This is a genomic window from Martelella sp. NC20, from assembly GCF_013459645.1.
GTDB lineage: Bacteria > Pseudomonadota > Alphaproteobacteria > Rhizobiales > Rhizobiaceae > Martelella.
The window spans coordinates 112,285-139,008 of sequence record NZ_CP054863.1 but is presented as its reverse complement, the minus strand read 5'-3'; the positions used below and the strand labels follow the sequence as shown (position 1 = coordinate 139,008).

The window sequence follows — 26,724 nt, the reverse complement described above, 5'->3', positions numbered from 1 at the left end:
ACACCCGAGAGCGGAGCTAACTGTGAAATAGGGTTCATCGCATCGATGACGTTGGTTGAAGTGACACTCGACCCATGACACTCCTGAACGGTCACGGCATTTTTCGGTGGGCGTTTCCAATCCTTCGTGTTGTCTCGTCATCAACCCCTGCGTCCAGCGCATATTGCGGCCAGTTCGCAACAACCTCGCTGAAATTGGAAATGAGTGTCTTTGCTTTGGCTGGCTTGATCGATGCGGTTTCCGCGAAGGCCAGCAGGTCGTCCATAGCGAAGCCGTCGCGTTTGCCGTTCAGGCTCATTTGATGTTGACCGGTCCAGTCGCCGCTCGGATTGTAGGAGTAGTTCACGTCGAATGCAGGCTGGCCGCATTGAGCTTCGGGTCGTCTGCATTGATGGCCAAGATATGTGCGTGGACATACTCTTCGTCACGGTGCAGGACCGCGCTCCACTCGATGCCAGACGGCATACGGTTTTCGAAGTCCCTGAGCAATAATGCAAGCCATTGGTTAATTACATGCCGATTTTGCGCGTAGTTTTCCTGGAGCACCGAGCACTTCATGGGGTGAGAGTGAATTTCCGTATAGAGAGTTTGAGCGTCCTTCCTCAGGCGGCGCTCATATGTTCTCCCTGACTTGGACGCAACCTCTTCGCGGATTGACAGTAGTAGTTCGCTCCGTCTCCGATCGAGCTCCTCCACTGTGTGTGTGCCACCCACGAAATGTGCTGGAAGCGGTTTGTCGACGTGCCGCGAGTATTCCGGCAGACGCATCGCCTCGCCGAACACCTGCTGTGCACTGTTTACGTGGTTTTCGTTCTGCCCCACGCTTCGAACGCTGTCACCGTATGTCTGTATATGTATAAACTGGTAGCTCATGCCGCACTGACAAGACCGAGCTTGCGAACATTATAGCCGCGTCCAACCTTATCGCTGATCGTGTGGTCGCGCTCAAATTGCTCAAAGAGATCGTGTTCGATCCAGCGTCTCGTCCCACTGCAAAGGAGCGCGGGGAACTGGACGTGGTGACCTGCACCCTGTGCGTCCCTCGTTCAATTTGAGTGTCTGCGGGTTAGCACGTTGCGCCCCTTTATTGGACCGGCGGATTTACTCCGCCCGCGGCCGAATTATTCCGCCGCTTCCGTGGCCGACTTTTGCACCGCCGATCTCACTCTCGAGCGCATCGTAAACGGCTGGCTAATCGACGCGGTCATGCCGTGAAATTACCACGCCTAAATGGCCTCAGCTTGTCGCTTACTGAACAGATGGAATTACCTCGTCATAGGTGGATCGCTCTGCCTCCCGGATAGGTTAAAGAACTGGACAGTCGGCTTTTCGTCACCGCCGGTTTGTGAGCCCGAAAATCGCAGCGAAGAACATCGGTACAAAGAAGATACCGAGCAATGTCGCTGCGATCATGCCACCGACCACCCCGATCCCGATCGCATTCTGCGCCGCTGAGCCAGCGCCGGTGGCGAAGGCCAGAGGGAGGACGCCCAGAATGAAGGCGAGGGAGGTCATGACGATCGGACGCAGTCGCATGCGCGATGCCTCCGTCACGGCTTCCAGCACGCTTTTGCCCTGCCGCGTGAGATCACGCGCGAACTCGACAATCAGGATCGCGTTCTTGGCGGTGAGACCCATGGTCATCAGCAGGCCGACCTTGAAGTAGACGTCGTTCTCCTGCCCGAAACCGCTGGCGAAGAGGAGGGCCCCGAAGATGCCTACAGGCACGGCGAGGATGACAGCGAAAGGTATCGACCAACTTTCATAAAGCGCGGCCAGGCACAGGAAGACGACCACCAGCGAGATGGCATAAAGCAGTGTTTCCTGTGAGCCCGCCAGGCGTTCCTGGTAGGAAAGCCCGGACCATGATGCGGTATAGCCGCCGTCAAGCCCGGTGACGAGCCGTTCGGCTTCCGCCATTGCGTCGCCGGAGCTCTTGCCGGTGACGGCCGATCCGTCGATCGCGATCGCCGCCGTGCCGTTGAAGCGGGCGAGCGAGGGTGAGCCCTGAACCCATTCGGTCGTGGCAAAGGCCGAGAAGGGCACCATCTCGCCATCACCGTTTTTTGCCCACCATAGATCGATATCTTCCGGCTGCATGCGATAGGGCGCATCGGCCTGAACGTAGACCGGCTTGATCTCACCTTCATAGAGAAAGTCGTTGACGTTGGATCCGGCAAAGACGGTGGTGACCAGACTGTCGATATCGGACAGGTCGACGCCGAGCGCCGTTGCCTTGTCTTCATCGATGTCGATTTTCAGCTGAGCCTCAAGCGTTCGCGTATTGCCGCGAATATTGCCCACCACAGTGTTACCCTTTGCACTGTCGGCAAGCTGATTGCCGGCGGCTCGCAAGGCATCGCGCCCCTTGTTGGCGGTGTCTTCGAGATACATGGAAAAACCGTTGGTTTGCCCCAGTCCCTGAATCGCCGGCGGCGCAAGCACGAAGACATTGGCATCGCGGATCTTGCCGAATTCGGCGGATGCCCGCTCGGCCACGGCCGTTGCCGAGAGCGAATTGTCCGTCCGCTGGTCGAAGTCCTTGAGCCGGACGAAGGCCATGGCGTGGTTCTCGCCCGAGCTGCCGAAACCGAAACCGAGCGTCATGAACACGCTTTCCACCGCGTCACTTTCCTCGTTGAGGAAGTAGTCTTCGACCATGTCTATCACGGCTTGCGTGCGTGCGGCGTTCGCGCCATCCGGCAGCGTGATCTGCGTCATCAGCACGCCCTGGTCCTCCTCCGGGAAGAAGGAAGTCGGCAGGTCCTTGTAGAGGCCCCAGGCTGAGACAAGCAGAACGGCAAAGATGACGAGCATGCGCAGCGGGCGCATCACGACCCAGCTCACCGCGCCGGCATAGCGGCCGGTCAGACGGGTGAACCCGCGGTCGAACCAGCCGAACCAGCGTGCCATCAGCCCTTCATGTGTCGGCTTGAGCAGGAGGACGCACAAGGCCGGTGTCAGGATGATCGCGACGAGCACCGAAAGCAACATGGCGCTTGCTATCGTGACGGAGAACTGGCGGTAGATGACACCGACCGAACCGGAAAAGAACGCCATGGGAATGAAGACGGCGGTGAGGACGAGGGCGATGCCGATAAGCGCACCGGTGATTTCGCCCATGGATTTTTCGGTTGCCTCGCGCACCGGCAGTTTCTCGTCGCGCATGATGCGCTCGACATTCTCGACCACGACGATCGCGTCATCGACCAGAAGGCCAATCGCCAGAACCATCGCGAACATGGTCAGCATGTTGATGGAATAGCCCAGCATGGCAAGCACGCCGAAGGTGCCCATCAGCACCACGGGAACGGCGATCATCGGGATCAGCGTCGCCCGGAAGTTCTGCAGGAACAGGAGCAACACCAGAAAGACGAGGATGATCGCCTCGATCAGCGTATGGACGACCTTCTCGATGGAAAGTTCGACAAAAGGCGTCGTTTCATAGGAATAGGCGATCTCGACGCCGTCCGGCAGCGATCCGGCGAGGCTGTCGAGTTCCTGGTGGACGAGGTTGGCGGTCGTGATCGCATTCGCGCCGGAGGCGAGCTGAACACCAAAGCCGGCGGCCGGCATGCCGTTATAGGTCGAGCTCTGGCCGTAACTTTCCAGCCCAACCTCGACGCGGGCCACATCGCCAAGTCGCACGACCGATCCGTCCTGCTCGGTCTTCAGGATGATCCGCTGGAACTGATCCGCCGAGGTCATCTGGGTGCGGACGATCAGGCTGGCCTTGAGCTGCTGGCCTGCGGTCACCGGCGTCGAGCCGATGGAACCCGCGGCGACCTGCACGTTCTGCGCACTGATGGCGGCATTCACGTCGCTCGGCACAAGCTGGTACTTCTGCATCGCCTTCGGATCGAGCCATATGCGCATGGCGTAACCTGCGCCGAAGGACTGGACCGAGCCGACGCCGTCAATGCGCTCGATGCGGTCCTCAATCTGGCTCGACATGATGTCGGAAAGCTGATCGGACGTGTATGAGCCGTCGCGCGAGATTATATTGCCGACCATCAGTATGCCCGAGGGCGAGCGGTGAACGGAAACGCCGGCATCCTGAACGCTGTCCGGCAACTGGTTTTCAACCTGCGCCAGCTTGTTCTGGACCTGCACCTGGGCGATGTCGGGATCGACCTCGTTGGAAAAGGTCAGCGAGATCGAGGCGGAGCCGGTGCTCGATGTCGATTCCATGTAGAGCAAATCGTCGAGGCCGGTCATTGCGCTTTCGATCTTCTTGGTGACCGAGTTTTCCACCGCCTCTGCGGTCGCGCCGGAATAGGTGGCGCTGATCCGCACGGTGACGGGGGCGATGTCCGGATATTGCGAAATGGACAGAGAGTAGATCGCGATGATGCCCGCGAGAAGCGTACTTATGGCCAGCACGATGGCGAATACGGGACGTGCTATGAAGAAGCTGGCAAGGGCGTTGCGACGGGTGGAAGGGGTCACGGGGTTTCCTCCCCGGCGTCATTGGCGATGCTCTGTTCGACGACCCCGTCCGCATCGATCGTCACGGCAACGCCGGAAACCTCGGCGCCATCGGAGAATTTCTGGAAGCCGTCGACGATCAGCCGGTCACCCTCGGAAACGCCGTCGACGACGATCCAATCGTTGTTCAGCGACCCGCTGGTGGTCACAGTTTTACGCTCTGCCTTGCCGTCGCCGGAGATGACATAAACCGTGGCCTTGCCGCTGTCGTCGCGGGAGACCGCTCGTTGCGGCACAAGAAAGGCATTGGGGATAATGCCGAGTTCGACTGTGGCGGTAACGAACATGCCCGGAATGAGGACGCCGTCGGGATTGGCGAAACTGACCCTGAGGGTAAAGGTGCCGGTCGTTTGCGATACCACCATGTCGGCGAAGGATATTTCGCCGCTGCTGCTATAGGTATTGCCGTCCTCAAGTGTCAGCGTGATCGGCGGCGGGCCGTCTGTGCGGTGTTCGAGTTCGCCAGACTGGACCTTGTCGCGAATGCGCAGGAAGTTCGTGCTGCTGTCGGCAAGATCGACATAGACGCGGTCAACCTTGCGGATTGTCGTCAGCGCATCTGTCTGTTCTGCGGTAACGAGCGCGCCAACCGTGACTTCCGAAACGCCGATCACGCCGCCGATCGGGGCCTGAACGGTGGTATTGTCGAGATCAATTTTCGCTGTTTCGAGATCCGCCTCGGCCGCGGCCTCATCGGCCTTGGCTTGCAACAGTGCGGCTTCGGCGTCGTCAACAGTCTGGGTGCTGACGGCTTCCGTTTTTGCAAGACGCTCATTGCGATCATAAGTCGATTGCGCGCTGTTGGTCGTGGCCTGCGCCTTTTTAAGTGCGGCTTCAGCTGATGCATAGGCGGCCTGGAACTTCCTGTCGTCGATCTTGTAGAGCGCGTCGCCTTGCTCGACATTCCTGCCCTCGGCAAAAAGGACGTCGCGAACGAGCCCGTCGACCTGGGGACGGACCTCCGCTATCGCCGAGGCAATGACCCGGCCGTGAAGATCGACCGTCAACGGCACGGACTGTGCCTCCAGCGTCACATAGCCGACCTCCGTCGGAGTGGCCTGAGCGGGTTTGGCCTGCCTGTCTTCATCGGAACTGCAGGCGCTCAGCCCGCAAACAAAGGCGAGAATTGTGAAGCCGATCGGCTTTCTCATCTGCATGAGGTCTCCATCGTATTGGCAGGGCTTTCCGGCGGATAATTCGGGGAATCGGGTTCCGGCGGCGATAATTATGGTAATGATAGGTACCAAAAAGAACGACGAAGACAAATTTCCTTTTTGTAATGATTGACGCTGCGTTGTTGCAGGTTCTTTCGGAAGAGGCGTGTCACGCGACGGCAGCAAGCCCTGCAAGCAGAATATCGAGGCGCGCCAGAACTTCCTCGCCCTGTGCCGCGCGGTCGATGTGCCCCTGATGCCGGCGTCGGGGTTGCAGCACCCCAAAGACAATATCCATCATCATTCCGGCCAGCCGGCGGGTGTCGGCGCGGCGGATTCGTCCGGCTGCCATTTCGCTTTCAAGCCACGCCATGACCAGTTCCCGCGAACGCAGAATGCCGCTGTCGTAGAGCAGTGCGTTGAGTTCGGGAAAGATCAGGCTTTCGCGATTGATCAGGGTCATGAGAGCATCGCGCTCCGCCGCTGAGCGGTCATCGAGGTCAAGACGGAAAACGCGGCGTAACGTCTCTCTCAACGGCAATCCTTCTTCCGCGGGGCGGGGCAGGTCGATGATCAGGTGGCGGCGGAAGGCGATGCTGTCGGCAAAAAGTTCTCTCTTGTCCGCGAACAGCTTGTAAAGGTCGCGCTTCGACATGCCTGCCTGACGGGCAATGTCCGCCATGGTCACATGGGCAAAGCCCTTGTCTATGAAGGCTGTCATCGCGGCCTCGAGAATGTGGGCGCGGCGCTCTTCGTCAGGAACGGATTTCGGGCGACCGCGCCGGGGCATCTTGCGATTGGCGTCATCTGCTGTTGACATGGCGGTAGTTTTTCCTATTTATGGAACCAATATAGTTTCAAAAATGAATTGGCAAGCGATAGGCCTGTCAGTCCACAATATAGGAGCCGCTATGCCGTCCCGTCGGAGTTTTCTCATTGGCCTTGGCGCATGTGGCGTATTCGCCAACCTCACGCTTCCCGCTTTCGCCGCGGGCGCCGTCCCGGGGCGCGCGACGGCGGTGACGCAGGTCTTCGGAGATGGATTGCGTTTTGTCGCCATCGCAGTACACCTTTCCGATGAAATCAGTGCGGAAGCGCTTTCTGCTGCCGATTTTTCCGTCGAAGGTCGGACCGTCACAGCGGTTTATCCGGCCACGGCGCCCGACCCGGATGCGCGCGCTGCCAGCGGCGAATATGTGATCGTCGCTCTGTCGCCCGAGGATGCCGCAGCAAGCCTCAAGGTCGAGGAGCCGGTCGCTGCCAAGCCCGACATGTCGGAGGGAAAGCCGCATTGGGCCGCAGGCGATCCTAATGTCAGCGGCGTCACCTGGGCGGAACCAAGCGCCACCGTTGTGACGCCCGCGGGCAATATCGACACGACGGCGGTCAGCAACCTCGTCGTCGACCGCTTCGAGCAACGCGTATGGAACGACCCCGAAACCGGCGACACCCTGCCTTACAACCTGTTTATTCCCAGCGACTATGATCCTGCCAAGTCTTACCCACTCGTCAATTTCATGCACGACGCCGGGGCGACCAGCGAGGACCCGTTGATGACGCTCAAACAGGGACTGGGAGCGATCTCCTGGGCTTCTCCCGGCGATCAGTCCGCCCGGCCAGCCTTTGTCCTGGCACCGCAGTTCGCTGAAATCGTTGCGGATGACGATAACAACACATCCTCGATGCTGGATACGACGATCAATCTGATCAAGGCGTTGACGGAAGAATATTCGATTGATCCGGATCGGCTCTATACGACCGGACAGTCCGGCGGCGGAATGCTATCTATGGCGATGAACATCAAATATCCCGATTTCTTCGCCGCCAGCTTTCTCGTGGCCTGCCAATGGGGGCCGGAACTGGTGGCGCCGATGGCGGGCAACCGGCTGTTCATCGTCACCTCGCAGGACGACTCTGGCGCCTTTCCCGGCCAGAACGCCGATACGGAGGCACTCGAAGCTGCCGGCGCGACGGTCGCACGGGCCATCTGGGACGGGACGTGGAACGAGGACCAGTATCAGTTCGCCTTCGACGATCTTGTCGCCGAGGGCGCGCGGATCAACTATGTGAGTTTTGCGGCGGGGACGGTGATCCCCGAAGGCGCAAGCACCGAAGGTGCCGCCGGTCATCGCAATACGTGGCGTCTGGCCTATTCTATCGAACCGATCCGCCGCTGGCTGCTGCGCACCGACCTGTGAGCATCTGCAATTTTGTGGGCTGAAACGAAGGAGTTGCCATGTTGCGCATTTTTCTGCTGACCTCAATGCTCGTCGCGACTTGCGGTGCGGCCGCCGAAGCGGCGGGTCATGCGCCTGATGGAAACGCGGTCAGGCACGCCGCTGCTACGCTTTCCCTCACCGATCTCGATGTTCATCCCGACGACAAGGGGTCCGATGCGGTCGGAACCCTGCCGGGTGGCGCGCGGGTCGAACTCGATGTTCACCGGGACGGCAGCATTGACAAGGTCGAGGCCGTGGGCCACCGGACGGCGCCGCTGTCGGAACTGATGCCGGTGCTGCCGGCAGGTCTTTCCGCGCCCAAGCTGACCCCGAAGAGCCGCATTTTCAAGATCGAACTCGACGACGATCATATCGAGGTCGAAGGGCGGGACGACAACGGCCAGAAATTCAAGGCGGAATTCACTGCGTCGGGACACCTGCTCGAATGGAAGCGCGACTGATCGCGTCAATCGCCAATGCCAATAACAAATGCCCCGCCCGCCGAGCCCCCCTTGACCATCGATCTTCAGCGCCCCGAGAAGGGCATTCCCCTCCACCTGCGTCGTCTCTTTGCCGGCCTGATCCTGGCAATGATCCTTGCAGCACTCGACCAGAGCATCGTCAACACGGCACTGCCGCGCATGGCGAGCGACCTCGGCGGACTTTCGCATCTGAGCTGGGTGGTTACCGCCTTCATGCTGACCTCCACCTCCGCCACGCCGATTTTCGGCAAGCTTTCCGACATGTTCGGGCGGCGCGCTTTCCTGATCGGGGCGATCGTGTTGTTCGTCGCAATGTCGATGCTGTGCGGCCTGGCCCGGACGATGCCCCAGCTCATCGTCTTCAGACTGGTGCAGGGCATCGGCGCCGGTGGAATCATGACCTTGACCCAGACCGTCATCAGCGATGTAGTCACGCCGCGCGAGCGGGTGCGTTATCAGGGGTTTTTCTCGGGAGCTTTCGCCTTCTCCAGCCTTGCGGGCCCGCTCATGGGCGGCGGCCTGACGACAGCATTGTCATGGCGCTGGGTCTTCTATATCAACCTGCCCGTGGGCCTTCTGGCATTGGCGATGCTGTGGCGAGCTTTGCCGGCGCCGCCGCCGCGCAAAGAGCATCGGATCGATTTTGCCGGTTCCGTCCTGCTCGTCACGGGAGCGACGGCGGTGCTTTTGCTGTTCAGCCTCGGCGGATCGCTCTTTTCCTGGTATTCCGGTGCTTCCGTCGGCTTGGCGCTGCTGGCAATTCTCGCTCTCGGTGGCTTCTTCTGGGTCGAGACCCGTGCCCGCGAACCGGTTATCACATTGTCGCTATTCAGGATCGGCCCGTTCGCCACCGGCGTCCTGACCATGTCCTGCATGGGCTTCGCGATGATGAGCGCGATGGTTTTCGTGCCGCTTTACTTTCAACTGGTGCTTGGTTTGAACCCGGCCCAGGCCGGCGCGATGATGTTGCCGCAGATCGTGGCCATGGTGCTGACGTCGATCTTCGGCGGAAAGCTCTCCGCCGATCTCGGCCGGCCGAAGCTTTTCATGGTCACGGGCATCGCGCTCGAGGCCGGCGGCCTTGGCACTCTGGCCCTGTTGGCCGCGATCCAGGCCGGCGTTCCCGCCTTCTGGGGTGCTTTGGCAATGCTGGGACTCGGGATGGGAATCGCGATGCCGAACGCTACCGCGATTGTGCAGAACGCGGTCCCGAAGGAAAGCGTCGGCACGGCGACGGCCTCAATGTCCTTTCTGCGCTCTCTCGGCGGCGCGCTGGGCGTGGCGGTTTCCGGCGGGGTCATGGCAAGCGGTTTGAACTCCGGGCTTGCGCACCTTCTTGGTACGGCCGATGTGCAGACGATCATCAACGGTGGCATGGAGGCCGTGTCCGACCTGCCTGCCGCACTTCGCCCCGCCATCGAGGCTGCGTTTCGTCATGCCATTGCCGGATCTTTCGAAATCGGCGGCAGCGTGATGACACTCGCTTTGATCGTGGCATTGACGCTTCGCGGAACGGAATTTGAACGCTCGGCCTGACAAACAGGGTCGAAGCCCGGCGCTGCCGATGCCGCGGAACTCCGGCGGCAGAAACCCCGGCCGCCTGCGAGCTGACCGGGTTTCTGCATGCCTGGAACCGAACTTCGGTTCCGGGCGCCTGTTTCTGTTAGCGGACCAGCCCCAGAATTCCGAGGCTGATTTCCGGCAGATAGGTGATGAGCGCGAGGCATGCGAGGATCACCAGGACGAGCGGGATCAGATACGGGATCATGCGGTCCAGCGATCCCGCTATATGACACTGGAAACAATCGCCACAATGAGCGGTAATCGGATCATCAGCCTGTCAGCCGCTAGCTGACACTATCCGGCCCGCCGGGATGAGCCGTGGCCGTCTAAGCTACAACACATAGCGTAATCGCTCAGGGCCTAGCCTTCCAGGCGGCGGCTCTCCACGCTGTCCGTTGTCCAGCGTGGCCAGTGTGCCGAAGCTATAAGGAGAACCACCATGAAATATTACGCCGGACTGGATGTCAGTCAGCAAGCGACTTCTATCTGTTTCGTCGATGATGAGCGCAAGATCGTTCTGAAAGGAAAGTAGCGTCGTGCCCCGACAAATAAGAACCTCCCGGTTCACGGCTCAACGAGTATGGATCAGCCGAGGAAGCATGTCCGCCATGCGGCCAGTATTGTCTGCCTCGGTTTCCTTCTCATCGTGGCACTATGCGTGATCGCGCCGACACCGGACGCGCGTAACGGACCACGAAGCGCGTATATTACAAGAATTTAATCTCGATATATCTTTAGTTTCGATATATCGAGACATACATTGTAATTCATGGAAAACAAATCCAAAGACGGATCGGGCCGCCAGACTCCTGAACCCGACCAAATGCCCGGGCATGACCGCCATCATCGCGGCGCACACCATCGCCGTCGCGGACGGCGGGCAGGTCGACTTTTCGACTATGGCGAACTGCGTACCCTCATCCTTGCAATGATCGCCCGAAAGCCCAGCCACGGCTACGAACTCATCAAGGTCATCGAGGAGCGCATGGGCGGACACTACAGTCCGAGCCCAGGCGTGATCTATCCGACACTCTCCTGGCTCGAGGACATGGGATACGCAGTCGTGCAAATTGAAGAGACCGCACGCAAGCGCTACAGGATTACAGCCGAGGGAGAGGCTTTCCTGACAGCTAACCGAGCGGCGGTTGACGAGCTCCTGACCCGCGAAGGCGAACCGGATAGTGTCCCCGAACCGCTCATCCGCGCCATCGAAAATCTTAAGCTCGCCCTACGACTACGGCTGCGGCGTGGACCGATCGAGGAGGCATCGGCCAGGGCAATCGCCGCCGCGCTCGACGAGGCGGCCCTGATGATCGAACGCTGTTGAACCGGCGCGGCCATTTGCGGCCGCGCCGTGCCATTTGAAGAAGCAGGAGACACCATGGACGACAAGATCTCAGCCGTACTTGACGCCTATCACGAAAAGATCCGCGAGGAGCGGGAGAATCATCGCAAATCGCCGTCCGGCGGCGACGATGGCGGCCAGAATCGCTTTATGGCGGTCGGCCCGGATACCGGCCAGTTGGTCAACATTCTGGCGCGCAACCTGAATTCGCCGAGCATCCTTGAGATCGGAACCTCCTTCGGCTATTCCGGCATCTGGCTCGCCGAGGCCGCGCGAGCGAGCGGCGGCCGCGTCATCACAATGGAACGCTACGAGCATAAATCCGCCTATGCGAAGGAAATGACCCAAAAGGCGGGTCTTGCCGACCACATCGACTTTTGGGTCGGCGACGCGGTGGAGATGATCCCTGCCCTTCCCGACAAAGTCGATTTCGTGTTGCTCGATCTGTGGAAGGACCTCTACGTTCCGTGCCTTGAGGCCTTCTATCCGAAGCTTAACCCCGGCGCGATCATCGTTGCCGACAACATGCTCGGCCGCGCGGCACCCGGCGCAATCGCCTATGGCAAGGCGGTTCGCGCCATGCCCGGCATAACCAGCGTCGTGCTCCCCGTCGGCTCCGGCATCGAAGTCAGCCGTTACGAGCCGAGATGAACCAGAGCACGGGACGACGCTTACGAACGTCAAATCACATGTCAACGCCACGATCTCAAGCGAAGGCGGTTGACGGTAAGGAGACGCTCTCGCTGGCCATCCGCTTCGCCGTGCATCATGCCGGTCCGGCGACGTGATGGGCGCTTGTGAAAAGGCCCGACAATGAGTTGGAGATCGGTGGCCGAGGCGAGATCGCCTTGAATGAGATCGTCTCGCTCCCAAAACGACACGACGCCTCTCGACGATGAGGCAGCCGCCGTGCTCGCAGAGGAACACATGGTCGCTTGGTTGTGAATCGGCGTAGGGTCCCGATGCCGATCGGCATCATATCCCGTTGATATTATTACCGTGAATGGGGCCATTTGACTTTGCCGATTCACAATCTACTACTTATGCTTTAATAAGAGATCAACCCTCTCCCAATGGGCGAGCAAAAAAATCGCTTTCCGCATGGTTTTCAGTGAGTTAAGCGAGGGCTAATTGTGAATCGGCGTAGGGTCCCGATGCCGATCGGCATCGTATCCCTTTGATATTATTACCGTGAACGGGGTCATTTGACTTTGCCGATTCACAACTGAGGCTTGCGGGCTGATCGTCCACAGCGGATGAACAGCCCATTGCCCTTCAGGGGCAACAAACCGGATAGCGTGTTCAAAGAGGGCGGAGCCTAAAGCTCGGCCGGGTCCTGCGGCTGGTTGACCGATTCCACCGTCAAGCAGCAGACCCGGCCGTCTCGTGTCGTCCAGTCGATTGAATGCCCGGCTTTCAGGCCGATCAACGCTGCGCCGATGGGAGTCAGAACAGAAATTTTGCCTTCAGCGATATCGGCTTTTCCGGGATAAACCAGCGTTACCTGTCGGTCTTCGCCGAGATCGGTCGTGAAATGAACAGACGAGCCCATACGCACCACATCAGTAATAATGCGTTCGTCTTCAACGATACGAGCTCGTTCGATTTCGCTGATAAGAAAATCGGCAAGGTCAGCATTCTGCTCGGCAAAGCGTTCGGCAAGAAGCAGAAGGCGCTTGTGGTCGGTTTTCGTCAGAACAATTGCAGGTTTGCGCAGTTTCTTTTGGTTTGAAGGCACAGTCTGTCTCCTTGCTGAGATCATCAGCAAAATGAAGGCCGCGAGTGCGGGCGTTATCTCTGCTATCTAGGGATTTGTGTCGCTTGACAGGCGCTGTTTCGAGCGCCCGGTGGCAAAATGCCTGTGCCCTGCGACCGGGGCGCGACGCGACCAGGCCGGGGGCTATTTGCCTACGATAAGGCGAACCCGTTGGGAGCGGAGATGGAAACTCGTATAGTTCATAGTGATAAGGTGTGTCCTCGCAATCGATCAAAGTCAAGTGGGCTGGCGTGGGAGCCGGTGCGGCGAAGTGTCTGATGTTAGCATTACAGTTGCGATTTTGATTTGATATGGGCTCGTCGCCAGAGCGACCATGAGATGATGTGTGCGGGTCGGATTTGCTGACGCGCGAGGCGGTTGGCGATGCGACGCACCGTTTTTGGGGGTGGCGCGGCGTTGGCATGATGGCGGATGGTGGCCATCATGGCGAAGGCGAGCATGACGAGCGAGACGTGGCGATGCCAGCCATGCCAGGAACGGGTTTCACAAGGTCGAACGTTGCATGGACTCGAAGCGGCTTTTCTTGCCCATCCGTAACCTTCGTAGATCATTCGCCCCTGCGTTCGCTCATCGGCGTCCCACTCGGTCTTGCTTCGGCGCTGGTGATTTTCTTGACCGTCTATTGGGGTCTTCATGCCGCCTTTTTCCGCGCGGACCGCTGGCTCTGGCGGATATGAACGGAGGCGATGGCGAGCTGGGGGCAGGCGCTCCGGAGCTGGCACTCTGACGGTGATCGAAGCCTACGAACAGTCGATGATGGGGATGCATGAAGAGATGATGGACGGCTTGCGCTATGACGATCCGGGCGTGGCTTTCGCGCCCGGCATGATACCGCATCACCAGGCGCGATCGACCTGTGCATCTGGCGGCGTCAGCGCGGTATCGAAAGCGAGCCATTCCCGCCATACGCTGGCCATAGAGGAGGCGAGACGGATCTGTCTTGTCGTCTCGCCTTATGGCGGAGAGGATCGTGCCGGTGAACCCGTGGCGAAGACCTGAGGCGAGAGGACAATGTCGGCGAGTGTGTAGTGATCGAAGACGTTTAAGAAGGATGTGAGTGCTTCGTTCAGTATCGCCGGTAGCTTGCAGTTTTTCGTGACCACACACTGGTTTCCGGTCGCAAAGCACTCGACAAGTGCGAAATCGGCTTCCGTTGCGCGGATCACCGCGCCGAGATTGATCCGCTCGGGCGGCAGTGACAGACGGAAACCGCCCGAGCGTCCGCGAACACTGATCAGGTATCCGTTTCTGGTCAGCACATTCACGACCTTCATCAGATGTGTCTTCGAGATCGAATAGGCGGCCGATGTCTCTTCGATCGTGATCAGACGGTCGCCGGCCGATGCCGCATACATCAGCACGCGCAGCGCATAATCGGAAAAGGTTGTCAGACGCATCGGCGCACTCCGTGGATGCTGCGGCAGCGGAACGCAGAGGACATTCCGCATCCGGGCATTTTTTCTGTTGTCGGTATTATCATATATCGAAGATGAATCTTATCTTTCGGCGAGAGAGGGGACCAAAACATGACGAATTTTCTGCTCGCGATCTCTGCTTTCCTGCTGGCCCATGTGGTTCCGCCGGCGCCACCTGTGCGTGCCAGGCTGATCGCCCTGCTGGGACGCCGTGTCTATCTCACCCTCTATTCTTTCCTGTCGACCCTGCTTCTGGTCTGGGTCATTGTCGCCGCCCGGCAGGCACCATTGATTTACCTCTGGTATCCAGCGCCCTGGCAGGCCCTTGTTCCGGTGATCGCGATGCCGTTCGCTTTCTGGTTCATTGCTGCGGGGCTCGCGGCGCAAAACCGGCTTTCCATCACCTTCCGGCGCAGTGGTGAGGGAGCCTCCCAAGGCACGATCACCGCGATAACCCGCCACCCCGTGCTTGTCGGTTTCCTCCTCTGGTCGCTCGCGCATATTCCGCCGAACGGGGATGTCGTGTCGCTGATCCTGTTTGGCGGCATGGGGCTGCTCGCGTTCGCGGGAATGCCTGTGCTCGACCGCCGTGCGCGGCGTCGGCTCGGCGACGCCGAATGGGCGACCGTCCGCGCGCAAACCTCCGGTGTGCCGTTTCTGGCAATCGTTGAAGGGCGCGCGCATTTTTATGCGGATCGAAGCGTCTGGCTTTGGACCGGTCTTGGGCTGGCCCTTTACGTCTGGTTCCTGTTGCAAGGCCATCGCCTGCTGATCGGCGTCGACCCGCTGGCCTGGCTGTAACCGTTTCAGCTGCGGGGCTTGAACAGCATTGGACCGTAAACCACGCAGAAGCCCGCAAAGGCGAAAACCCATGCCAGTCCTGCTAAAGGCATCAGCGTGAATGTCCAGTTGGGATTGAAAGCGGCCGCAAGACGCAGGACCAATGCGATCATGATCGCCAGATAGACCGCCGTCGTGGCCGGCGGTGCCGTCAGCGGATGGCCGGTATGGCCGCGGCTGGCGCGGGTCATGATCGCAAGCGTCATGCCGCCGATGGCGCCGACGGTCCAGCAGTGTATCGCAGCGCTTTCTGCGCCCCCATCGCCTGTAAAGGCAGCATAGCCGGCGAAGACAAAGCCGAGACTGACCGGCAGGAAGGCAAGATGCAGGATGAAGACCAGCGGCTCGGTAAAGGTTTGCAGAGGTCGCCAGCGCCATTGCCGGAACAGGTTGAGGGCACCGATGGCCATCAGAAGCAAGCCCAGCACCGGTTCTTCTATGTCGAATGCGGGAAACACGATCCATGCGCCGAGACCGGCGGCGCTCATCACCATCACGAACCGGTCGAATTCGCCGAAAGCGGGCGGCAGCGCCGGAGAACCCTGCTTCTTGAGCCAGTTGCGGCTGAAGCTCGGAACCACGCGGCCGCCGATGATCTGGATCAGCATGATGACGAGGGCAATCGCGGCGCGTTCGGCATAGACCGACGTGCCGTAGCGGATGTTTTCGTAGTAAAACAGGATCTGCGTGGCGGTGAACAGCGAAAGGACCACCACCACCTTCAGGTTCCGCCAATTGCGGCCTGCCAGAATCTCCCGCGTCAGAAACCCGATCAGCGCCAGGGGGAAAGCCAGGGCAGCGAGATAGACAAGGGCGGGCGGGAGCGAAGCCGAAAAGGCGACAACGACCCGTGCGCCAAGCCAGAGGCCAAACAGGCCCGCAAGCGGCCAGCCGACAACCGGCAGACGGCCCGTCCAGTTGGGAACGGCGGTCAGAAGAAAGCCCGCGATGATCGCCGGAACATAGCCGTAAAGCAGTTCGTGGACATGCCATGAGACCGGCGTGAACATGCTCGGCACCTGGATGAAGCCCAGATACCAAGGCACCCAGAGCGCGATCAGCAGGGCGGCGTCAAGCGCGCCGAAAAGGAAGAAGGGCCGGAAGCCATAGCTGAAAATCGCCGGTCCCTGCCATGCGCGCTGTCTTGCCATTGTCGTCATTGTTTTTCTCAGCAATCGTGTTGGTTCAGTGTTGCGGGATCGGAGAAAGCCGGCCAGTAGACCCTGAGCCAGAGCAGAAAGCCGCCGGCCCAGAAAATTGCCGCCACTGCGTGGTGGTGACCGACGAGCTCGGATGCGATCCCGAATTCAGGAAGAGACCGGATTGCAATCGCGATGACGATCAGTGCGATTGCTATCCCCGTCTTCACGGAAAATGCGAGCGGCTGACCCGTGTGCCTCAATCCGGCAATGCAGAACACCGCGATGACGCCGAGCCCGAGCCCTCCCATCAGGGCTATGTGCAGGCCGGTGGTCTCCATCACCGGCAGTCCGAGCCGGGCGCAGCCGATCGCGATGAGGCCGATTCCTGCCAGCGCGCTTGATCCGGCCAGTACGGCGATTTCAGCCCGGAAAAACGCGCGTCCGACGAAAGCTTCGGCCACGCGGTCGAGAAAGGCCGCGCCGGCGGCGATGAAGACAAATCCCGTGACCTCGGGGGACAATCCGGAAAGTTCCGCCGCGATCAGGATGGTCATCACACCGGGGGCGAGATTGAGACGTCCGGGGTGCGGTCTGAACGGGGATGTCTCTCCGGAAGGATCCAGAATATCGTTGGTGACGGGCACGGTGATGCGTGCCAGCGCAAGACCGAGCAGCCCGAGGAAGATGAAACCCGAAAGATGGGTGAAAAGCTGCGCATGTTCCACATTCCCGGTGGCGAAGGCATAACGCGTTGCCGTTTCGCAAAGCCACAGGCCTGCAAGCCAAAGGATAAAACCAGTCAGTTTGCTGTTGTTTTTGTCCAGGCTGACGCGAAGCACATAGGCGGCAAGAAAGCCGGTCCAGACAATATCCGCGAAGGCGCCTATCCACATGAAGCCCTCGGTGCCAACCAGCCCGCAAATGCGTGCAACGCCCCAGATTGCCGCAAGTGCATAGAGCGCCTTGCCGCGAAGGCGCGGCGTGTCCGTCCATTCGGGGATGGCCGTTGTTATGAAGCCGAGAAGTGCTGCGCCGAACGCTCCGATGATCATCTCGTGCACGTGCCAGATGCTCGGTGGTATTGCCCCAGCTACAGGGAGGCCATAGCCATGGATCACGACCCACAGGAACGGCCAGACAGCCGCGTAGAGAGCGCTCAAGGGGAAGAACAGCCGGAAACCTTCATCGCCAAGAACGTGCAGGAGGCTGAGCCGGCCGCGCAGAACGGACGTGTCGACAAGGCTCATCCGCTCATCCTTTCGTCGACGTCGTGAATATGACGAAAGGCGGGGTCTTCCCGCATCCAGCGTTGCGAAAGCGCGAAAAGCTCGGTATCGTCGCGCATGCCAGGCGTTCCGGGAACCAGACGTTCGCCGACAATCCCGGCGCCGCCGACATCCAGCACGGCCACTCGATGGGCGATCCGGGCGGCTTCCATCAGGTCGTGGGTCACGAAGATACCGCCGAAACTGGACGATTGCGTCGCGGCGATCACGAGATCCTGCATCCGCCGCTTCAGCGCAACATCCAGGGCGGTGAAAGGCTCATCGAAATAGATGAAGTCCGGCGCGACGATCAGCGCTCGTGCGATTGCGCAGCGCTGGCGCATTCCGCCGGAAAGCTCGCCCGGATATTTATCAAGATCGTCCGGTTGGAGTGCAACCTTGGCTGCAACAGTCTTCAACCTCGCCCTGATTTCCGTCCGCGAGGGGCCGGAGATCCTCAAGGGGTAGGCGATGTTTTCGGCCGCCGTGGCCCAGGGCAGCAAGCGCGGTTCCTGAAAGATCATCGCATGGCGTTTGTAATTGCGCTCAACTCGACCGCCAATTGGCGACAGCAGATCAGCAGCAAGGTGAACCAGCGTGCTCTTTCCACTGCCGGAGGGACCAACCAGGGCGACGATCTCGGACGCTGGCACCTCAAGGTCGATATGGTCCAGCACCGTGCGGCCGAGATAGGCATGACGGAGCCCTTTCAGGGTGAGGCCGGTCTTCATCGTTTGACCCCCCACGGGATTTCGGCGTGTCGCCAGCGCTCGAACTCGGACCGGATTGGATGGATGACGCCATATTCGAAAATCAGCAGCGCGATCACCGCGATCATGACCCAAGCGAGCGCCTGCGTGATATCGAGATAGCTGCGGGCTGCCGACAGTTCTCCGCCAATCCCGCCGACATTGGCTAGCAGTTCGGCCATGACCGCGACCTTGAAAGACATGCCGAGGGCAAGCGTCAGGGCGGGAAACAGATGGGCGGTGAGTTGTCGCAGGCGCAGGCTTGTCATCCTGCGCCAGGCATTTGCGCCGAAGACGCGCGCCATGTCATCGAGCTTCCGGTCGCGGCTTAGAATACCTTCGGCCGTTCCCGCGAAGATGATGGGGACGGCTGTCACCACCACAGTTGCGATGACGGTTCCGTCGCCCGCGCCGAACCAGATCAGGGCCAGAACAATCCAGGCGATCGGCGGCACGCCGATCAGGATCGTGATCAGCGGCCGCGCCAACCGGATGGTCGCCGGGGAATGGCCGGCGACCATGCCGAGCAACGCACCGGACAAAGCGGAGAGGAGGAAGCCCTGGAGCGCACGTCCGACAGTCTGCGCGATCAGCGACCATGCGGCCGGATCGGACAGGATCGACCATGTGGCGGCAAGCGTTGCGAGCGGGGAGGGCAGTATGAACGCCCCCCATTGCTCGTGCCCGTATTGCCAGACGGCGGCAAGCAGCGAGAATGCTGCCAGCCCCGCAAAGCCGGACCAGAGAAACTGCCCGGTCCGGCCGAGACGATCCAGCACGGGGCGCAAGACGCTTGCGCTAAAGTGCGTAAAATCCGTCATCAGGAAGCTTTCCGCCGATAATGCCGGGATCGCTGTCGGCAAGGATCGACAACAGGGATTCGATTGCCGGTCGCGCCGTGGTTGCCTGTGTTGCCGTCAGGTTGGAATAGCCGATCGCTTCTTTCAGAACGGGCCAGGGCATGCCAAGCGCAGAGGCAGCGTTGTTGGCGGCTTCCGCCGGCTCTGCGTTGACGGCGGCCGTTGCCGCAACCAGTGACTGATGAAGTTCCGGAATGAGGCTTCCATTGTCTTCGAAGAATGGCTCTGTCACCGCAAGGCCTGCCTGCGGCAAAACCGGCGGCACATGCATCGTCTCGCCCCAGGCTTTCTGTACGTCGATCACGCGGGTGACTGTCACACCGGAGGCCTTTCCTTTGATGATGGCGGCCGAGGCGGCCGGTTCCGGCACAAGCGCGGCATCGATCCTGCCGCTCAGCAGGAGCTGCATGGCTTCGACGGGCGTGCCAGTGGTGTCTAGCGACAAATCCTGTTCTGGATCGATATCATGAGCCTTGAGAAGTCGCTTGAGGATCAGATCGGGCGTGTCGTTGCGGAAGGGAACCGCAAGCTTCCTGCCGCGCAAGGCCTCTATCGTTTGCAGAGACGGGTCGGTGGCAATGATATAGAGCAGTCCGTCGGTCAGCGTGTTGACAAGCCGAACGCCGAAGCCGCGATTATACATGTTGGCGGCGGCCTGGACTGGCATCACCACCAGCGACATCTGGCCGGAAGTGATCCCGGCACGGACTTCGTCGGGATTGCGCCAGACGTTGAATGCGGCCTTGTCAGCGATCTTCGAAAACGCGCCCGTGACCGCGGCCTGCGCGAGCGTGACCGACGGTCCGGCAGGCGGCCCGGATAGCGATATTTGCGCAAGCGGCGCCGCGGCCGCTGCATGGCCCGCGCCAAAGCCGATTGCGGGCAGGCTTGCCATGCCGGCCATTCCTGTAAGGAACGTGCGGCGGCGAAGTGGGAAGTTTGTCAGGCCGTTCATGACGGATTCCTTTCGACTGCTTCAGGACAGTCGATCTGCTTGTCGGGATGCGCCATCGAAGATTTCCTTTTGCACGTCGTGGCGTTCAAAGCGTGTCGAGATAAGCCTCGAACCGCTTGCGTGCGCGTGGCGGGACACGACGGGCGACGAATTCCTCAGGCGCCTGAGCTTCACCGACCGCGATGATCATGACCATGCCCATGGCGTAATGCGGTTTGCACTTGATGGCGTAAACGCCCTCGATATCGGGCGAAAACACGACTTCCTCGTTCAGCCGACCCTCAAAGCCCAGAGCGCCTTCCGGGATCATGCCGTCAATGGTTTCGGCATTGTGTCCCCGTTCGGCGGCAACAAAGCGCACTGTATCACCGGGCTCAATGACGAGCAGACCGGGCTCGAACACCATGATGCCATCGTCACCTCGGTTGAGCATGTTCACGACATGATCCTCGGCCCACACCGGAGCCATCGTGGTGGTTAGCGCGAGAAACGAAAGGGCGAAGATGCGGAACATGGATACACCGGTCAGAGTATCGGCCAGTCGCTAGCGGCCGAGCCAGGATAAAACATGTATTTTATACTCATCTTTTATGGCGACGGTCAATGATCACCTGACCGGCGGGTCAAGTTGACGCAGTGCGACCGGCTATTCGCGCATCCTGCGATGCCGAGGACCCTTGAACGGTATGATGTCAATCGGCGTTGAAAGCCGGGCTATGGTTCCGGCGCGGTCGTCTCGTCATGGTATCTCCTGTTAACGGCATCTAAGCCGAAGTCAGGCAGAAATTCCACTTATCCTGACTGTACAGATTTCCCGAGCCACATCTGGTTTCAGGATTTCCGCGACACTTGCATCCGACAGGCTGCTTTCACATCCGAAAAACGGATCAGGTAACGCTCCAAGAACAGTGCTCCAATGGAGACCAAATACGACCTTGCAACTTTTCTAACCAACTATAAGGAACTCGCGCCTGCGATCGGAAGATCGCATACCGCCTGCATCTCGCTCAAAATATGGCACAACTGATGAAATGCCTCCTGATGAGGCGACGATCTGCGCCAAGAAGCGTATATGGTTCGTTGTGGCGCGCGGCCGGAGATGCTCACAATTTTTACATTAGGAAAGGTACTTAGCCGGGGAGAGGCTAACGAAGGAACCATACTAGCCCCCCCTTTCATTGAAACGAGCGCACCGATTGTTTCGAGACTCAACCCTCTGATTTCGGTGCGACAAGCATTGTAGTCGTGCTGTGTCGTGCGTATCGCTGCAGGTAGCGTATCTTCGCTATAACCCTCGCCGTCTGCCATCGTCATAAACTCAGATGCATCAAGATCCTGAACGTTTATTGATGTCTTTGCCGCAAGCGGATGAGCTACGTTGGCGATCAAATCAAAGCGCTCGGTGAACAGAGGTTTTGTTTCCAGATCCGCATTGTCAGCGAAACGGCAAGATAACATCATGTCAATTTCACTTCCGCGCAGACGTTGGGTGACCCCTTCGGTCTTGCCTTCCAGGAGATCAATTCTGACATCAGGAAAGTTTGCCTCGAACAGATTTACGACGTGAGGCAAAACGTAGGCACCGATCGTTGAGATCGCGCCAAGTTTAAGGTGCCCTCCGAAGGGCCGGCTCGTCTTCACGGCGAGGAGGTCAAGTTTACCAACCACCCCGAGGACATCCTGAATGTGAGACAAGAGAACCTCACCTTCCAGGGTCGCCTTCACCTGCTGGCTGGACCGTTCGAATAAGGTCGTGCCAAGAGCTTCCTCGACCTTGCGAACCTGATGGGAGAGGCCCGACGGGCTTATCCCTAACTCCCGCGCAACGACCCTAAAGCTGGAGCGCTTCCAGACGGTCGTAACAAGGAGAAAATCCCGTATCGAGACCGCCGATAGCTTGTTCGATATGATCGTTCGATCTGTTCTATTCATTCGACTTGTCCAAACGCCACCTCATCTCCTATTCGAAAAAACATGATAATACTAGTCATGATATTCAGAACCATGCTGGCTCATGACTTTGCCTTGCAGACAGAACTGATCGGTAGGGGGCAGCATGACCACGATTTTCTTGAAATCCACTTTCGAAGAGCCATCCGAGACGGTTCGGGCTGCCGTGCTCCGTGGAGAAGTCGCCATCACAGAGCAAGCCGATCTCACGGCCGAGATTCTCATGTCGCACAAGGGGCTGATCACCGGTAATCAGCTCGACCAGAATGCCATGCGGCGCTCAAGGATGCGCTCGCGTCTTTTCTCGATCACGGTGGGCGCTGGTTCTTCAATGGCCATATGGCGCGTCCGCTGGTTGATGGCATCGGTCAGTATCGTTCGATCGTCGCACCAAAACGACAAAATTTCGATCTGTCGTCGATCAATCCTCATTCGCTCTATGACGGTATCGACCTGAAGAAGATCGAGACCAACAGGGGCGTCGCGGGTTTCTACGGACGCGGCTGCAATCCGCCACCGGAGGGCGCGGTGGCCGTCAATGGGCTGGGTCCCACGCAAGTCCCGGTCGATTGGGTGTGGGCAAGGCCGCGGGGTGGCCGGTTCTTCTCACATGCCGGCAATGACCTCGGCACGATCGGGCTTGAATGGAATCTCGCCCCGGACCTGAGGCGGCGCATTATCAACTGGGCAAACGGCGGTTCCTGCCTCTCCTCGAATTGCTTCGCGCTGACACTGCCGCTCGAAGACTTGCCGCTGACCAGGGCCGAGAGCTATGGCGGCGCGCGCGATACAGGCAGGGTGGGCCCACGCATCGTCGCGTCGAGTTCCGGAACCTACTATCATATCCATAGTCTGGAAGGGTCGGCCTATACCGGTATTTTCGATGTCATCTGCGCACCCGAGGGCCTCGTTAACGTACTGCGCCCCCAGGATATCCTCTGGGTGCCATGCCGAACCCCGGCCCAGCGCATGATCAAGCAGAGGGCTGTCATCGCGCGCCATCTTGATGCCGGCGGCACGGTGATCGCGTTGGTAGAAAGCCAGTCGGAATTATGGCTTCCTGCGGTCCATTTCACCAGAACGCCGACAAATTGGTGGTGGTGGCTCACCCCTGGGGCTGATCTCGGGGTCGAACTGACCGATCAGGCTAAGACACACCCATTGATGCGCCACATCGGCAAGCAGGACGTGACCTGGCATCTGCACGGCTGGTTCACGCCACCGGAAGGCGCACCGGTTCTGGCTCGCGACGGCGAGGGGCGCGCCATCCTCTACATGGACACGATTTCGACGGCCGGCACGATGGTCATCTCCTCGCTCGACCCGATGTACCATCACGGTTCACGCTTCATGCCGGCAACGACCCGCTTCCTCGACCGCTTTGCACCCAATCTGAGGGCCTGTGCGAATGCTTGACACGATTTCCCGTCAATGGCGGTCACCTGTCGTCGGCATTAATGCGATCGACAGTTGTCTGGCAGCAGCTTTCCCGATGGCGCCGCTGTTCGAAATTCCTTTCCACATTGTCCGATTTGTTCGACTTGATACGACGCCTTCCCCTTTGTACAGAAAAACATGAGTATTATTATCATGAATAATGGGGCAACCGATGACTTTAAAACTGCGCCTGTCTGCCGCCTTTTTCCTTCTCGCCCTTTCGCCGGCGCCGCTCCTTGCTGATTCCGTCACCTTCAAGGATGTTACGGGCGCGGAGATTACGCTGCCCGGACCAGCGAAGCGGATCGTAACGCTGCCGCAGCCCGGTGCCGCGACTGTCATTGCGGTGGACGGCTCCTCGGAGCACCTGGTCGGCATGAATCCTGTTTCGCGCAAGGCCTTCGAAACAGGTCTTCTCAAAAAGATGTTCCCGGATGCCGCGTCCATCGAGAGCGGCATTGTCGCGGAGGGCGGCAACGGGTGGATGCCGAATGTCGAGGCGATCGCTGCGCTGAAGCCGGACCTCGTCATCCAGTGGGGCGGACGTGGCGACGAACTGGTGGCCCCCCTGCGCAATGCCGGTATTCCCGTCGCGCTGATGGTCGGTGGCGGCAATGGTGGCACGGAGGAACTGGCGCGGGAGAATATCCGCCTCGTCGCCAATATCCTTGGCAAGCAAGACAAGGCGGAGGCGTTGTTCAAATGGCGTGACGCGGTGATCGACGAGATCAAGGCGACGCTTGCCGCGCATCAGGACGCCACAAGACCGAGAATCCTGCACCTGCGCTCCTCCAAGAGCAAGTTCACGGCGACCGGTGAGAAGAGCTACCAGAACTTCTACATCACATTGGTGGGCGGCGAAAATGTCGCCGCAGGTCTTGGCGTCCGGGCCGAGGTCAATGCAGAGCAGATCGCGGCCTGGAACCCCGACCTTATCATGCTGACGGCGCACGAAGCCGACGCCGGCCGCGAAACGATCCTGGAGGATTCTATCCTGTCGCAGACAGCCGCGGCAAAGGCTGGTCGCGTCTACAAGACGCCGAACGGCGGTTATGTCTGGGACAGCGCCAGCCATGAAAGCCCCTTCACCTGGATGTGGCTCGCCAATCTCGCCCATCCGGACCTCTTCCATTTCGACCTGCGCACCGAGGTGAAGAGCGGCTTCGAGCGGCTCTATAACTATACGCCCACCGATGAAGAGATTGATGCCGTGCTGAAGCTCGAACTCAACAAGGGTGCCGCCAACTACGAGCAGTTTGCCCGCAAATGACGTCCGCCCTGACCGAGGCCCGGCTTTCGAACGGGCAGGCGGCTGGCGGTGCCCTTCACTGGCTGTCGCTCGTGCTTGTCCTTGCGGTGGCGGCTTTCGTCTCCGCCGCCACCGGGCGGTTCCACATACCGCTTGCCGACGTATGGCAGATTCTCGGCCGCTGGCTTTCCAGCATGGCCGCACCGGAAACGATGGAAGAGCGCATACTCATCAATGTGCGCCTGCCGCGGATCCTGCTCGCAGCGATCGTCGGAGCGGGACTTGCGCTCTGCGGGGCGGCCCTGCAGGCGCTCTTTCGCAATCCGCTCGTCTCGCCCCGTGTCCTGGGTCTTTCCTCCGGCGCGGCACTGGGCGGCACGCTGACCCTGCTCGTCGGAGGCAGTGCCGCGATGCTGTTTGCGGCCACCTTCGCCTCGGCGCTTACGGCGCTGGTCCTGGTGGCGGTGATTTCGCATATGGCAGGGCGTTCGATCCTTTCCATCGTCCTGGCCGGCATCGTCATAGACGCATTGTTTTCCGCCATGATCTCGCTCACGCAATATGTCGCCGATCCGGAGACCTCGCTTCCCGCCATCGTCTTCTGGCTGATGGGCAGCTTTTCCTCGTCAAGCTGGCAAAAAGTCGGTGAGCATGGTCCGGTCATCCTCGTCGCCATCGCGCTTCTCTATCGCCTGCGTTTCCGCATCGCGGTGCTCTCGATGGGGGAAGAGGAGGCGCGGTCCTTCGGCGTCAATGTCGGCTTCTCGCGCTGGCTTGTCTTTGCGGTCATCTCGGTGATCATCGGCGGTTGCGTTGTGGTTTCCGGCGTCATCGGCTGGGTCGGCCTCGTCATTCCCCATGCCGCGCGCCTGCTCGTCGGCGAAAGCCATCGCCGCTTCCACGGTACGGCGGCGCTGCTCGGCGCCAGCTTCATGGTGACGGTCGATACGCTCGCCCGCACCGTGACGAGCGCGGAACTGCCGCTCGGTATCCTGACGGCGGTCATAGGCGCACCCGTCTTCATCTATCTCCTGTGCACGCGCCAGACGCAGGGAGGCCCTGCCCGATGATCACACTCAAGGATGCCGGCCTTCGAAGGGGTGAGCGCTGGATCTTCCGCCATGTCAGCTTCAAGCTGGCGGAGGGTGAGGTGCTGGCGATCCTCGGCCGTAACGGACGGGGCAAGACGACGCTGCTGCGCACCTTGCTCGGTTCGCTGACATTGACCGAGGGTGAGCGCACCATGCCGGCGCTCGTCGGCTATGTGCCGCAGTTGCAAAGTGGCGGCGAGCAGCATCGCTGCCTCGATATCGTGACGATGGGACGGGCCGGGCGGCTCGGGCTTTTCGGCCTGCCGGGCAAGCAGGACGAGGCGGCGGCGCTCTCCGCGCTCGCGGCCGTGGGCGCCGAGTGTTTCGCCGGGCGGCCCTTCGGCCAGCTTTCCGGCGGCGAGCGGCAGGTTGTGCTGCTTGCCCGGGCGCTGGCGACGGAAACGAAAGTACTGGTGCTCGACGAGCCGGCCGCCTCGCTCGACCTCGCCAATCAGGACCTTCTGCTCGGAGTCCTCATGCGCCTGCGGCAGGCGCGCGGCCATACGATCATCTTTACGACCCACCATCCGCAGCACGGCCTGTTCCTTGCGGACCGGGCGCTGATGATGCATGCCGGAGACGAGGTCCGCTATGGCCAAGCCTCCGCGATGATGACGGACGGAGAACTCGCCCGTCTCTACGGCGTGCCGTTTGCCCGCCATACTCCCGACCCCGGCCGGCCAGATGTCGTTTCCCCGATCTTCGGGGCGGCGCCCCTTCCATCATAACCGCAAGACAGGAGC

General features: G+C 60.1%; 26 protein-coding genes and 1 pseudogene. 12 read left to right on the top strand and 15 right to left on the bottom strand.

Annotation, left to right across the window (positions count from 1 at the left end):
* Nucleotides 1–91 precede the first annotated feature (91 nt).
* From HQ843_RS28575 to HQ843_RS28555, 5 genes are all read right to left on the bottom strand, one after another.
* Nucleotides 92–346: a hypothetical protein gene (locus HQ843_RS28575; RefSeq protein WP_180902353.1), complete on the bottom strand. Its 255-nt coding sequence runs from the start codon at nt 344–346 to the stop codon at nt 92–94.
* Nucleotides 343–873, bottom strand: a complete 531-nt coding sequence (locus HQ843_RS28570; protein ID WP_180902354.1) for a hypothetical protein — start codon at nt 871–873, stop codon at nt 343–345. Before HQ843_RS28570 ends, HQ843_RS28575 begins: the two co-directional genes overlap by 4 nt.
* Before the next feature lie 459 nt (nt 874–1,332).
* Nucleotides 1,333–4,449, bottom strand: a complete 3,117-nt coding sequence (locus HQ843_RS28565; RefSeq protein ID WP_180902355.1) for an efflux RND transporter permease subunit — start codon at nt 4,447–4,449, stop codon at nt 1,333–1,335.
* Complete coding sequence (locus tag HQ843_RS28560) at nt 4,446–5,645, bottom strand: efflux RND transporter periplasmic adaptor subunit (protein WP_180902356.1); 1,200 nt, start codon at nt 5,643–5,645, stop codon at nt 4,446–4,448. The genes HQ843_RS28565 and HQ843_RS28560 overlap by 4 nt, the downstream gene beginning before the upstream one ends.
* A gap of 166 nt (nt 5,646–5,811) precedes the next feature.
* On the bottom strand, nt 5,812–6,462 hold the full coding sequence (locus tag HQ843_RS28555) for a TetR/AcrR family transcriptional regulator (RefSeq protein WP_180902357.1): 651 nt from the start codon (nt 6,460–6,462) through the stop codon (nt 5,812–5,814).
* 91 nt (nt 6,463–6,553) lie between these two features.
* Here HQ843_RS28555 and HQ843_RS28550 point away from each other — a divergent pair, with 91 nt between their 5' ends.
* The 5 genes from HQ843_RS28550 (at nt 6,554) to HQ843_RS28530 (ending at nt 11,902) form a co-directional block, all read left to right on the top strand.
* Nucleotides 6,554–7,840: a prolyl oligopeptidase family serine peptidase gene (locus HQ843_RS28550; protein WP_106308714.1), complete on the top strand. Its 1,287-nt coding sequence runs from the start codon at nt 6,554–6,556 to the stop codon at nt 7,838–7,840.
* A 38-nt stretch (nt 7,841–7,878) separates the two neighbouring features.
* Complete coding sequence (locus HQ843_RS28545) at nt 7,879–8,322, top strand: hypothetical protein (protein ID WP_106308711.1); 444 nt, start codon at nt 7,879–7,881, stop codon at nt 8,320–8,322.
* A gap of 51 nt (nt 8,323–8,373) precedes the next feature.
* Complete coding sequence (locus HQ843_RS28540) at nt 8,374–9,879, top strand: MDR family MFS transporter (protein ID WP_227023711.1); 1,506 nt, start codon at nt 8,374–8,376, stop codon at nt 9,877–9,879.
* A gap of 796 nt (nt 9,880–10,675) precedes the next feature.
* Nucleotides 10,676–11,233 (top strand): PadR family transcriptional regulator, encoded by a 558-nt coding sequence (locus HQ843_RS28535; RefSeq protein WP_106308702.1) that lies wholly within the window; start codon nt 10,676–10,678, stop codon nt 11,231–11,233.
* A gap of 54 nt (nt 11,234–11,287) precedes the next feature.
* Nucleotides 11,288–11,902: an O-methyltransferase gene (locus HQ843_RS28530; RefSeq protein ID WP_180902358.1), complete on the top strand. Its 615-nt coding sequence runs from the start codon at nt 11,288–11,290 to the stop codon at nt 11,900–11,902.
* A 667-nt stretch (nt 11,903–12,569) separates the two neighbouring features.
* Here the strand turns inward: HQ843_RS28530 and rnk are convergent.
* Both rnk and HQ843_RS29705 read right to left on the bottom strand, forming a co-directional pair.
* Nucleotides 12,570–12,989 (bottom strand): nucleoside diphosphate kinase regulator, encoded by a 420-nt coding sequence (rnk, locus tag HQ843_RS28525; RefSeq protein WP_246710508.1) that lies wholly within the window; start codon nt 12,987–12,989, stop codon nt 12,570–12,572.
* 305 nt (nt 12,990–13,294) lie between these two features.
* Nucleotides 13,295–13,513 (bottom strand): annotated as a pseudogene (locus HQ843_RS29705) (hypothetical protein); the annotation flags it as partial.
* A 244-nt stretch (nt 13,514–13,757) separates the two neighbouring features.
* On the opposite strand from HQ843_RS29705, the gene HQ843_RS28515 reads away from it, so the two are divergent.
* A complete protein-coding gene (locus HQ843_RS28515; RefSeq protein ID WP_180902359.1) occupies nt 13,758–14,027 on the top strand; it encodes a DUF305 domain-containing protein in 270 nt (89 codons plus the stop codon).
* Here HQ843_RS28515 and HQ843_RS28510 read toward each other — a convergent pair.
* Complete coding sequence (locus HQ843_RS28510) at nt 13,982–14,425, bottom strand: RrF2 family transcriptional regulator (protein ID WP_180902360.1); 444 nt, start codon at nt 14,423–14,425, stop codon at nt 13,982–13,984. The genes HQ843_RS28515 and HQ843_RS28510 overlap by 46 nt on opposite strands.
* 129 nt (nt 14,426–14,554) lie before the next feature.
* Between HQ843_RS28510 and HQ843_RS28505 the strand changes: the two genes are divergently transcribed.
* Nucleotides 14,555–15,244, top strand: coding sequence for an NnrU family protein (locus HQ843_RS28505; RefSeq protein ID WP_180902361.1), 690 nt, complete (start codon nt 14,555–14,557; stop codon nt 15,242–15,244).
* A gap of 5 nt (nt 15,245–15,249) precedes the next feature.
* Here the strand turns inward: HQ843_RS28505 and HQ843_RS28500 are convergent, their stop codons facing one another.
* The 7 genes from HQ843_RS28500 to HQ843_RS28470 form a co-directional block, all read right to left on the bottom strand.
* Nucleotides 15,250–16,443: an NnrS family protein gene (locus tag HQ843_RS28500; RefSeq protein ID WP_180902362.1), complete on the bottom strand. Its 1,194-nt coding sequence runs from the start codon at nt 16,441–16,443 to the stop codon at nt 15,250–15,252.
* Nucleotides 16,444–16,451: 8 nt separating this feature from the next.
* A complete protein-coding gene (locus HQ843_RS28495) occupies nt 16,452–17,672 on the bottom strand; it encodes an NnrS family protein (protein WP_180902363.1) in 1,221 nt (406 codons plus the stop codon).
* A complete protein-coding gene (locus tag HQ843_RS28490) occupies nt 17,669–18,421 on the bottom strand; it encodes an ABC transporter ATP-binding protein (RefSeq protein WP_180902364.1) in 753 nt (250 codons plus the stop codon). Before HQ843_RS28490 ends, HQ843_RS28495 begins: the two co-directional genes overlap by 4 nt.
* On the bottom strand, nt 18,418–19,260 hold the full coding sequence (locus HQ843_RS28485) for an ABC transporter permease (protein ID WP_180902365.1): 843 nt from the start codon (nt 19,258–19,260) through the stop codon (nt 18,418–18,420). Before HQ843_RS28485 ends, HQ843_RS28490 begins: the two co-directional genes overlap by 4 nt.
* Nucleotides 19,238–20,254 (bottom strand): ABC transporter substrate-binding protein, encoded by a 1,017-nt coding sequence (locus HQ843_RS28480; protein WP_180902366.1) that lies wholly within the window; start codon nt 20,252–20,254, stop codon nt 19,238–19,240. Before HQ843_RS28480 ends, HQ843_RS28485 begins: the two co-directional genes overlap by 23 nt.
* A gap of 85 nt (nt 20,255–20,339) precedes the next feature.
* Nucleotides 20,340–20,768 carry a pseudoazurin gene (locus tag HQ843_RS28475; RefSeq protein ID WP_180902367.1) on the bottom strand — a complete coding sequence of 143 codons (429 nt, stop codon included), beginning with the start codon at nt 20,766–20,768 and terminating at the stop codon, nt 20,340–20,342.
* Nucleotides 20,769–21,208: 440 nt separating this feature from the next.
* Nucleotides 21,209–22,186: a LysR family transcriptional regulator gene (locus HQ843_RS28470; RefSeq protein WP_106313161.1), complete on the bottom strand. Its 978-nt coding sequence runs from the start codon at nt 22,184–22,186 to the stop codon at nt 21,209–21,211.
* 124 nt (nt 22,187–22,310) lie between these two features.
* On the opposite strand from HQ843_RS28470, the gene HQ843_RS28465 reads away from it, so the two are divergent.
* The 5 genes from HQ843_RS28465 (at nt 22,311) to HQ843_RS28445 (ending at nt 26,709) form a co-directional block, all read left to right on the top strand.
* Nucleotides 22,311–22,661 carry a hypothetical protein gene (locus HQ843_RS28465; RefSeq protein WP_180902368.1) on the top strand — a complete coding sequence of 117 codons (351 nt, stop codon included), beginning with the start codon at nt 22,311–22,313 and terminating at the stop codon, nt 22,659–22,661.
* The gene (locus HQ843_RS29700) at nt 22,544–23,620 is read left to right on the top strand and encodes a hypothetical protein (protein WP_246710507.1); all 1,077 of its coding nucleotides are present in this window, start codon (nt 22,544–22,546) and stop codon (nt 23,618–23,620) included. The genes HQ843_RS28465 and HQ843_RS29700 overlap by 118 nt, the downstream gene beginning before the upstream one ends.
* 193 nt (nt 23,621–23,813) lie before the next feature.
* Nucleotides 23,814–24,911 (top strand): ABC transporter substrate-binding protein, encoded by a 1,098-nt coding sequence (locus HQ843_RS28455; protein ID WP_180902369.1) that lies wholly within the window; start codon nt 23,814–23,816, stop codon nt 24,909–24,911.
* On the top strand, nt 24,908–25,960 hold the full coding sequence (locus HQ843_RS28450; protein ID WP_180902370.1) for a FecCD family ABC transporter permease: 1,053 nt from the start codon (nt 24,908–24,910) through the stop codon (nt 25,958–25,960). Before HQ843_RS28455 ends, HQ843_RS28450 begins: the two co-directional genes overlap by 4 nt.
* Nucleotides 25,957–26,709: an ABC transporter ATP-binding protein gene (locus HQ843_RS28445; protein ID WP_180902371.1), complete on the top strand. Its 753-nt coding sequence runs from the start codon at nt 25,957–25,959 to the stop codon at nt 26,707–26,709. Before HQ843_RS28450 ends, HQ843_RS28445 begins: the two co-directional genes overlap by 4 nt.
* The last annotated feature ends 15 nt before the right edge of the window (nt 26,710–26,724 follow it).

Excerpts from the sequence above, each read along its gene's own strand:
- HQ843_RS28570 (WP_180902354.1), bottom strand. The coding sequence starts at position 873 with ATGAGCTACCAGTTTATACATATACAGACATACGGTGACAGCGTTCGA.
- HQ843_RS28560 (WP_180902356.1), bottom strand. The coding sequence starts at position 5,645 with ATGCAGATGAGAAAGCCGATCGGCTTCACAATTCTCGCCTTTGTTTGC.
- HQ843_RS28555 (WP_180902357.1), bottom strand. The coding sequence starts at position 6,462 with ATGTCAACAGCAGATGACGCCAATCGCAAGATGCCCCGGCGCGGTCGC.
- HQ843_RS28550 (WP_106308714.1), top strand. The coding sequence starts at position 6,554 with ATGCCGTCCCGTCGGAGTTTTCTCATTGGCCTTGGCGCATGTGGCGTA.
- HQ843_RS28545 (WP_106308711.1), top strand. The coding sequence starts at position 7,879 with ATGTTGCGCATTTTTCTGCTGACCTCAATGCTCGTCGCGACTTGCGGT.
- HQ843_RS28535 (WP_106308702.1), top strand. The coding sequence starts at position 10,676 with ATGGAAAACAAATCCAAAGACGGATCGGGCCGCCAGACTCCTGAACCC.
- HQ843_RS28530 (WP_180902358.1), top strand. The coding sequence starts at position 11,288 with ATGGACGACAAGATCTCAGCCGTACTTGACGCCTATCACGAAAAGATC.
- HQ843_RS28510 (WP_180902360.1), bottom strand. The coding sequence starts at position 14,425 with ATGCGTCTGACAACCTTTTCCGATTATGCGCTGCGCGTGCTGATGTAT.
- HQ843_RS28505 (WP_180902361.1), top strand. The coding sequence starts at position 14,555 with ATGACGAATTTTCTGCTCGCGATCTCTGCTTTCCTGCTGGCCCATGTG.
- HQ843_RS28500 (WP_180902362.1), bottom strand. The coding sequence starts at position 16,443 with ATGACGACAATGGCAAGACAGCGCGCATGGCAGGGACCGGCGATTTTC.
- HQ843_RS28495 (WP_180902363.1), bottom strand. The coding sequence starts at position 17,672 with ATGAGCCTTGTCGACACGTCCGTTCTGCGCGGCCGGCTCAGCCTCCTG.
- HQ843_RS28490 (WP_180902364.1), bottom strand. The coding sequence starts at position 18,421 with ATGAAGACCGGCCTCACCCTGAAAGGGCTCCGTCATGCCTATCTCGGC.
- HQ843_RS28485 (WP_180902365.1), bottom strand. The coding sequence starts at position 19,260 with ATGACGGATTTTACGCACTTTAGCGCAAGCGTCTTGCGCCCCGTGCTG.
- HQ843_RS28480 (WP_180902366.1), bottom strand. The coding sequence starts at position 20,254 with ATGAACGGCCTGACAAACTTCCCACTTCGCCGCCGCACGTTCCTTACA.
- HQ843_RS28475 (WP_180902367.1), bottom strand. The coding sequence starts at position 20,768 with ATGTTCCGCATCTTCGCCCTTTCGTTTCTCGCGCTAACCACCACGATG.
- HQ843_RS28470 (WP_106313161.1), bottom strand. The coding sequence starts at position 22,186 with ATGAATAGAACAGATCGAACGATCATATCGAACAAGCTATCGGCGGTC.
- HQ843_RS28465 (WP_180902368.1), top strand. The coding sequence starts at position 22,311 with ATGACCACGATTTTCTTGAAATCCACTTTCGAAGAGCCATCCGAGACG.
- HQ843_RS29700 (WP_246710507.1), top strand. The coding sequence starts at position 22,544 with ATGGCGCGTCCGCTGGTTGATGGCATCGGTCAGTATCGTTCGATCGTC.
- HQ843_RS28455 (WP_180902369.1), top strand. The coding sequence starts at position 23,814 with ATGACTTTAAAACTGCGCCTGTCTGCCGCCTTTTTCCTTCTCGCCCTT.
- HQ843_RS28450 (WP_180902370.1), top strand. The coding sequence starts at position 24,908 with ATGACGTCCGCCCTGACCGAGGCCCGGCTTTCGAACGGGCAGGCGGCT.
- HQ843_RS28445 (WP_180902371.1), top strand. The coding sequence starts at position 25,957 with ATGATCACACTCAAGGATGCCGGCCTTCGAAGGGGTGAGCGCTGGATC.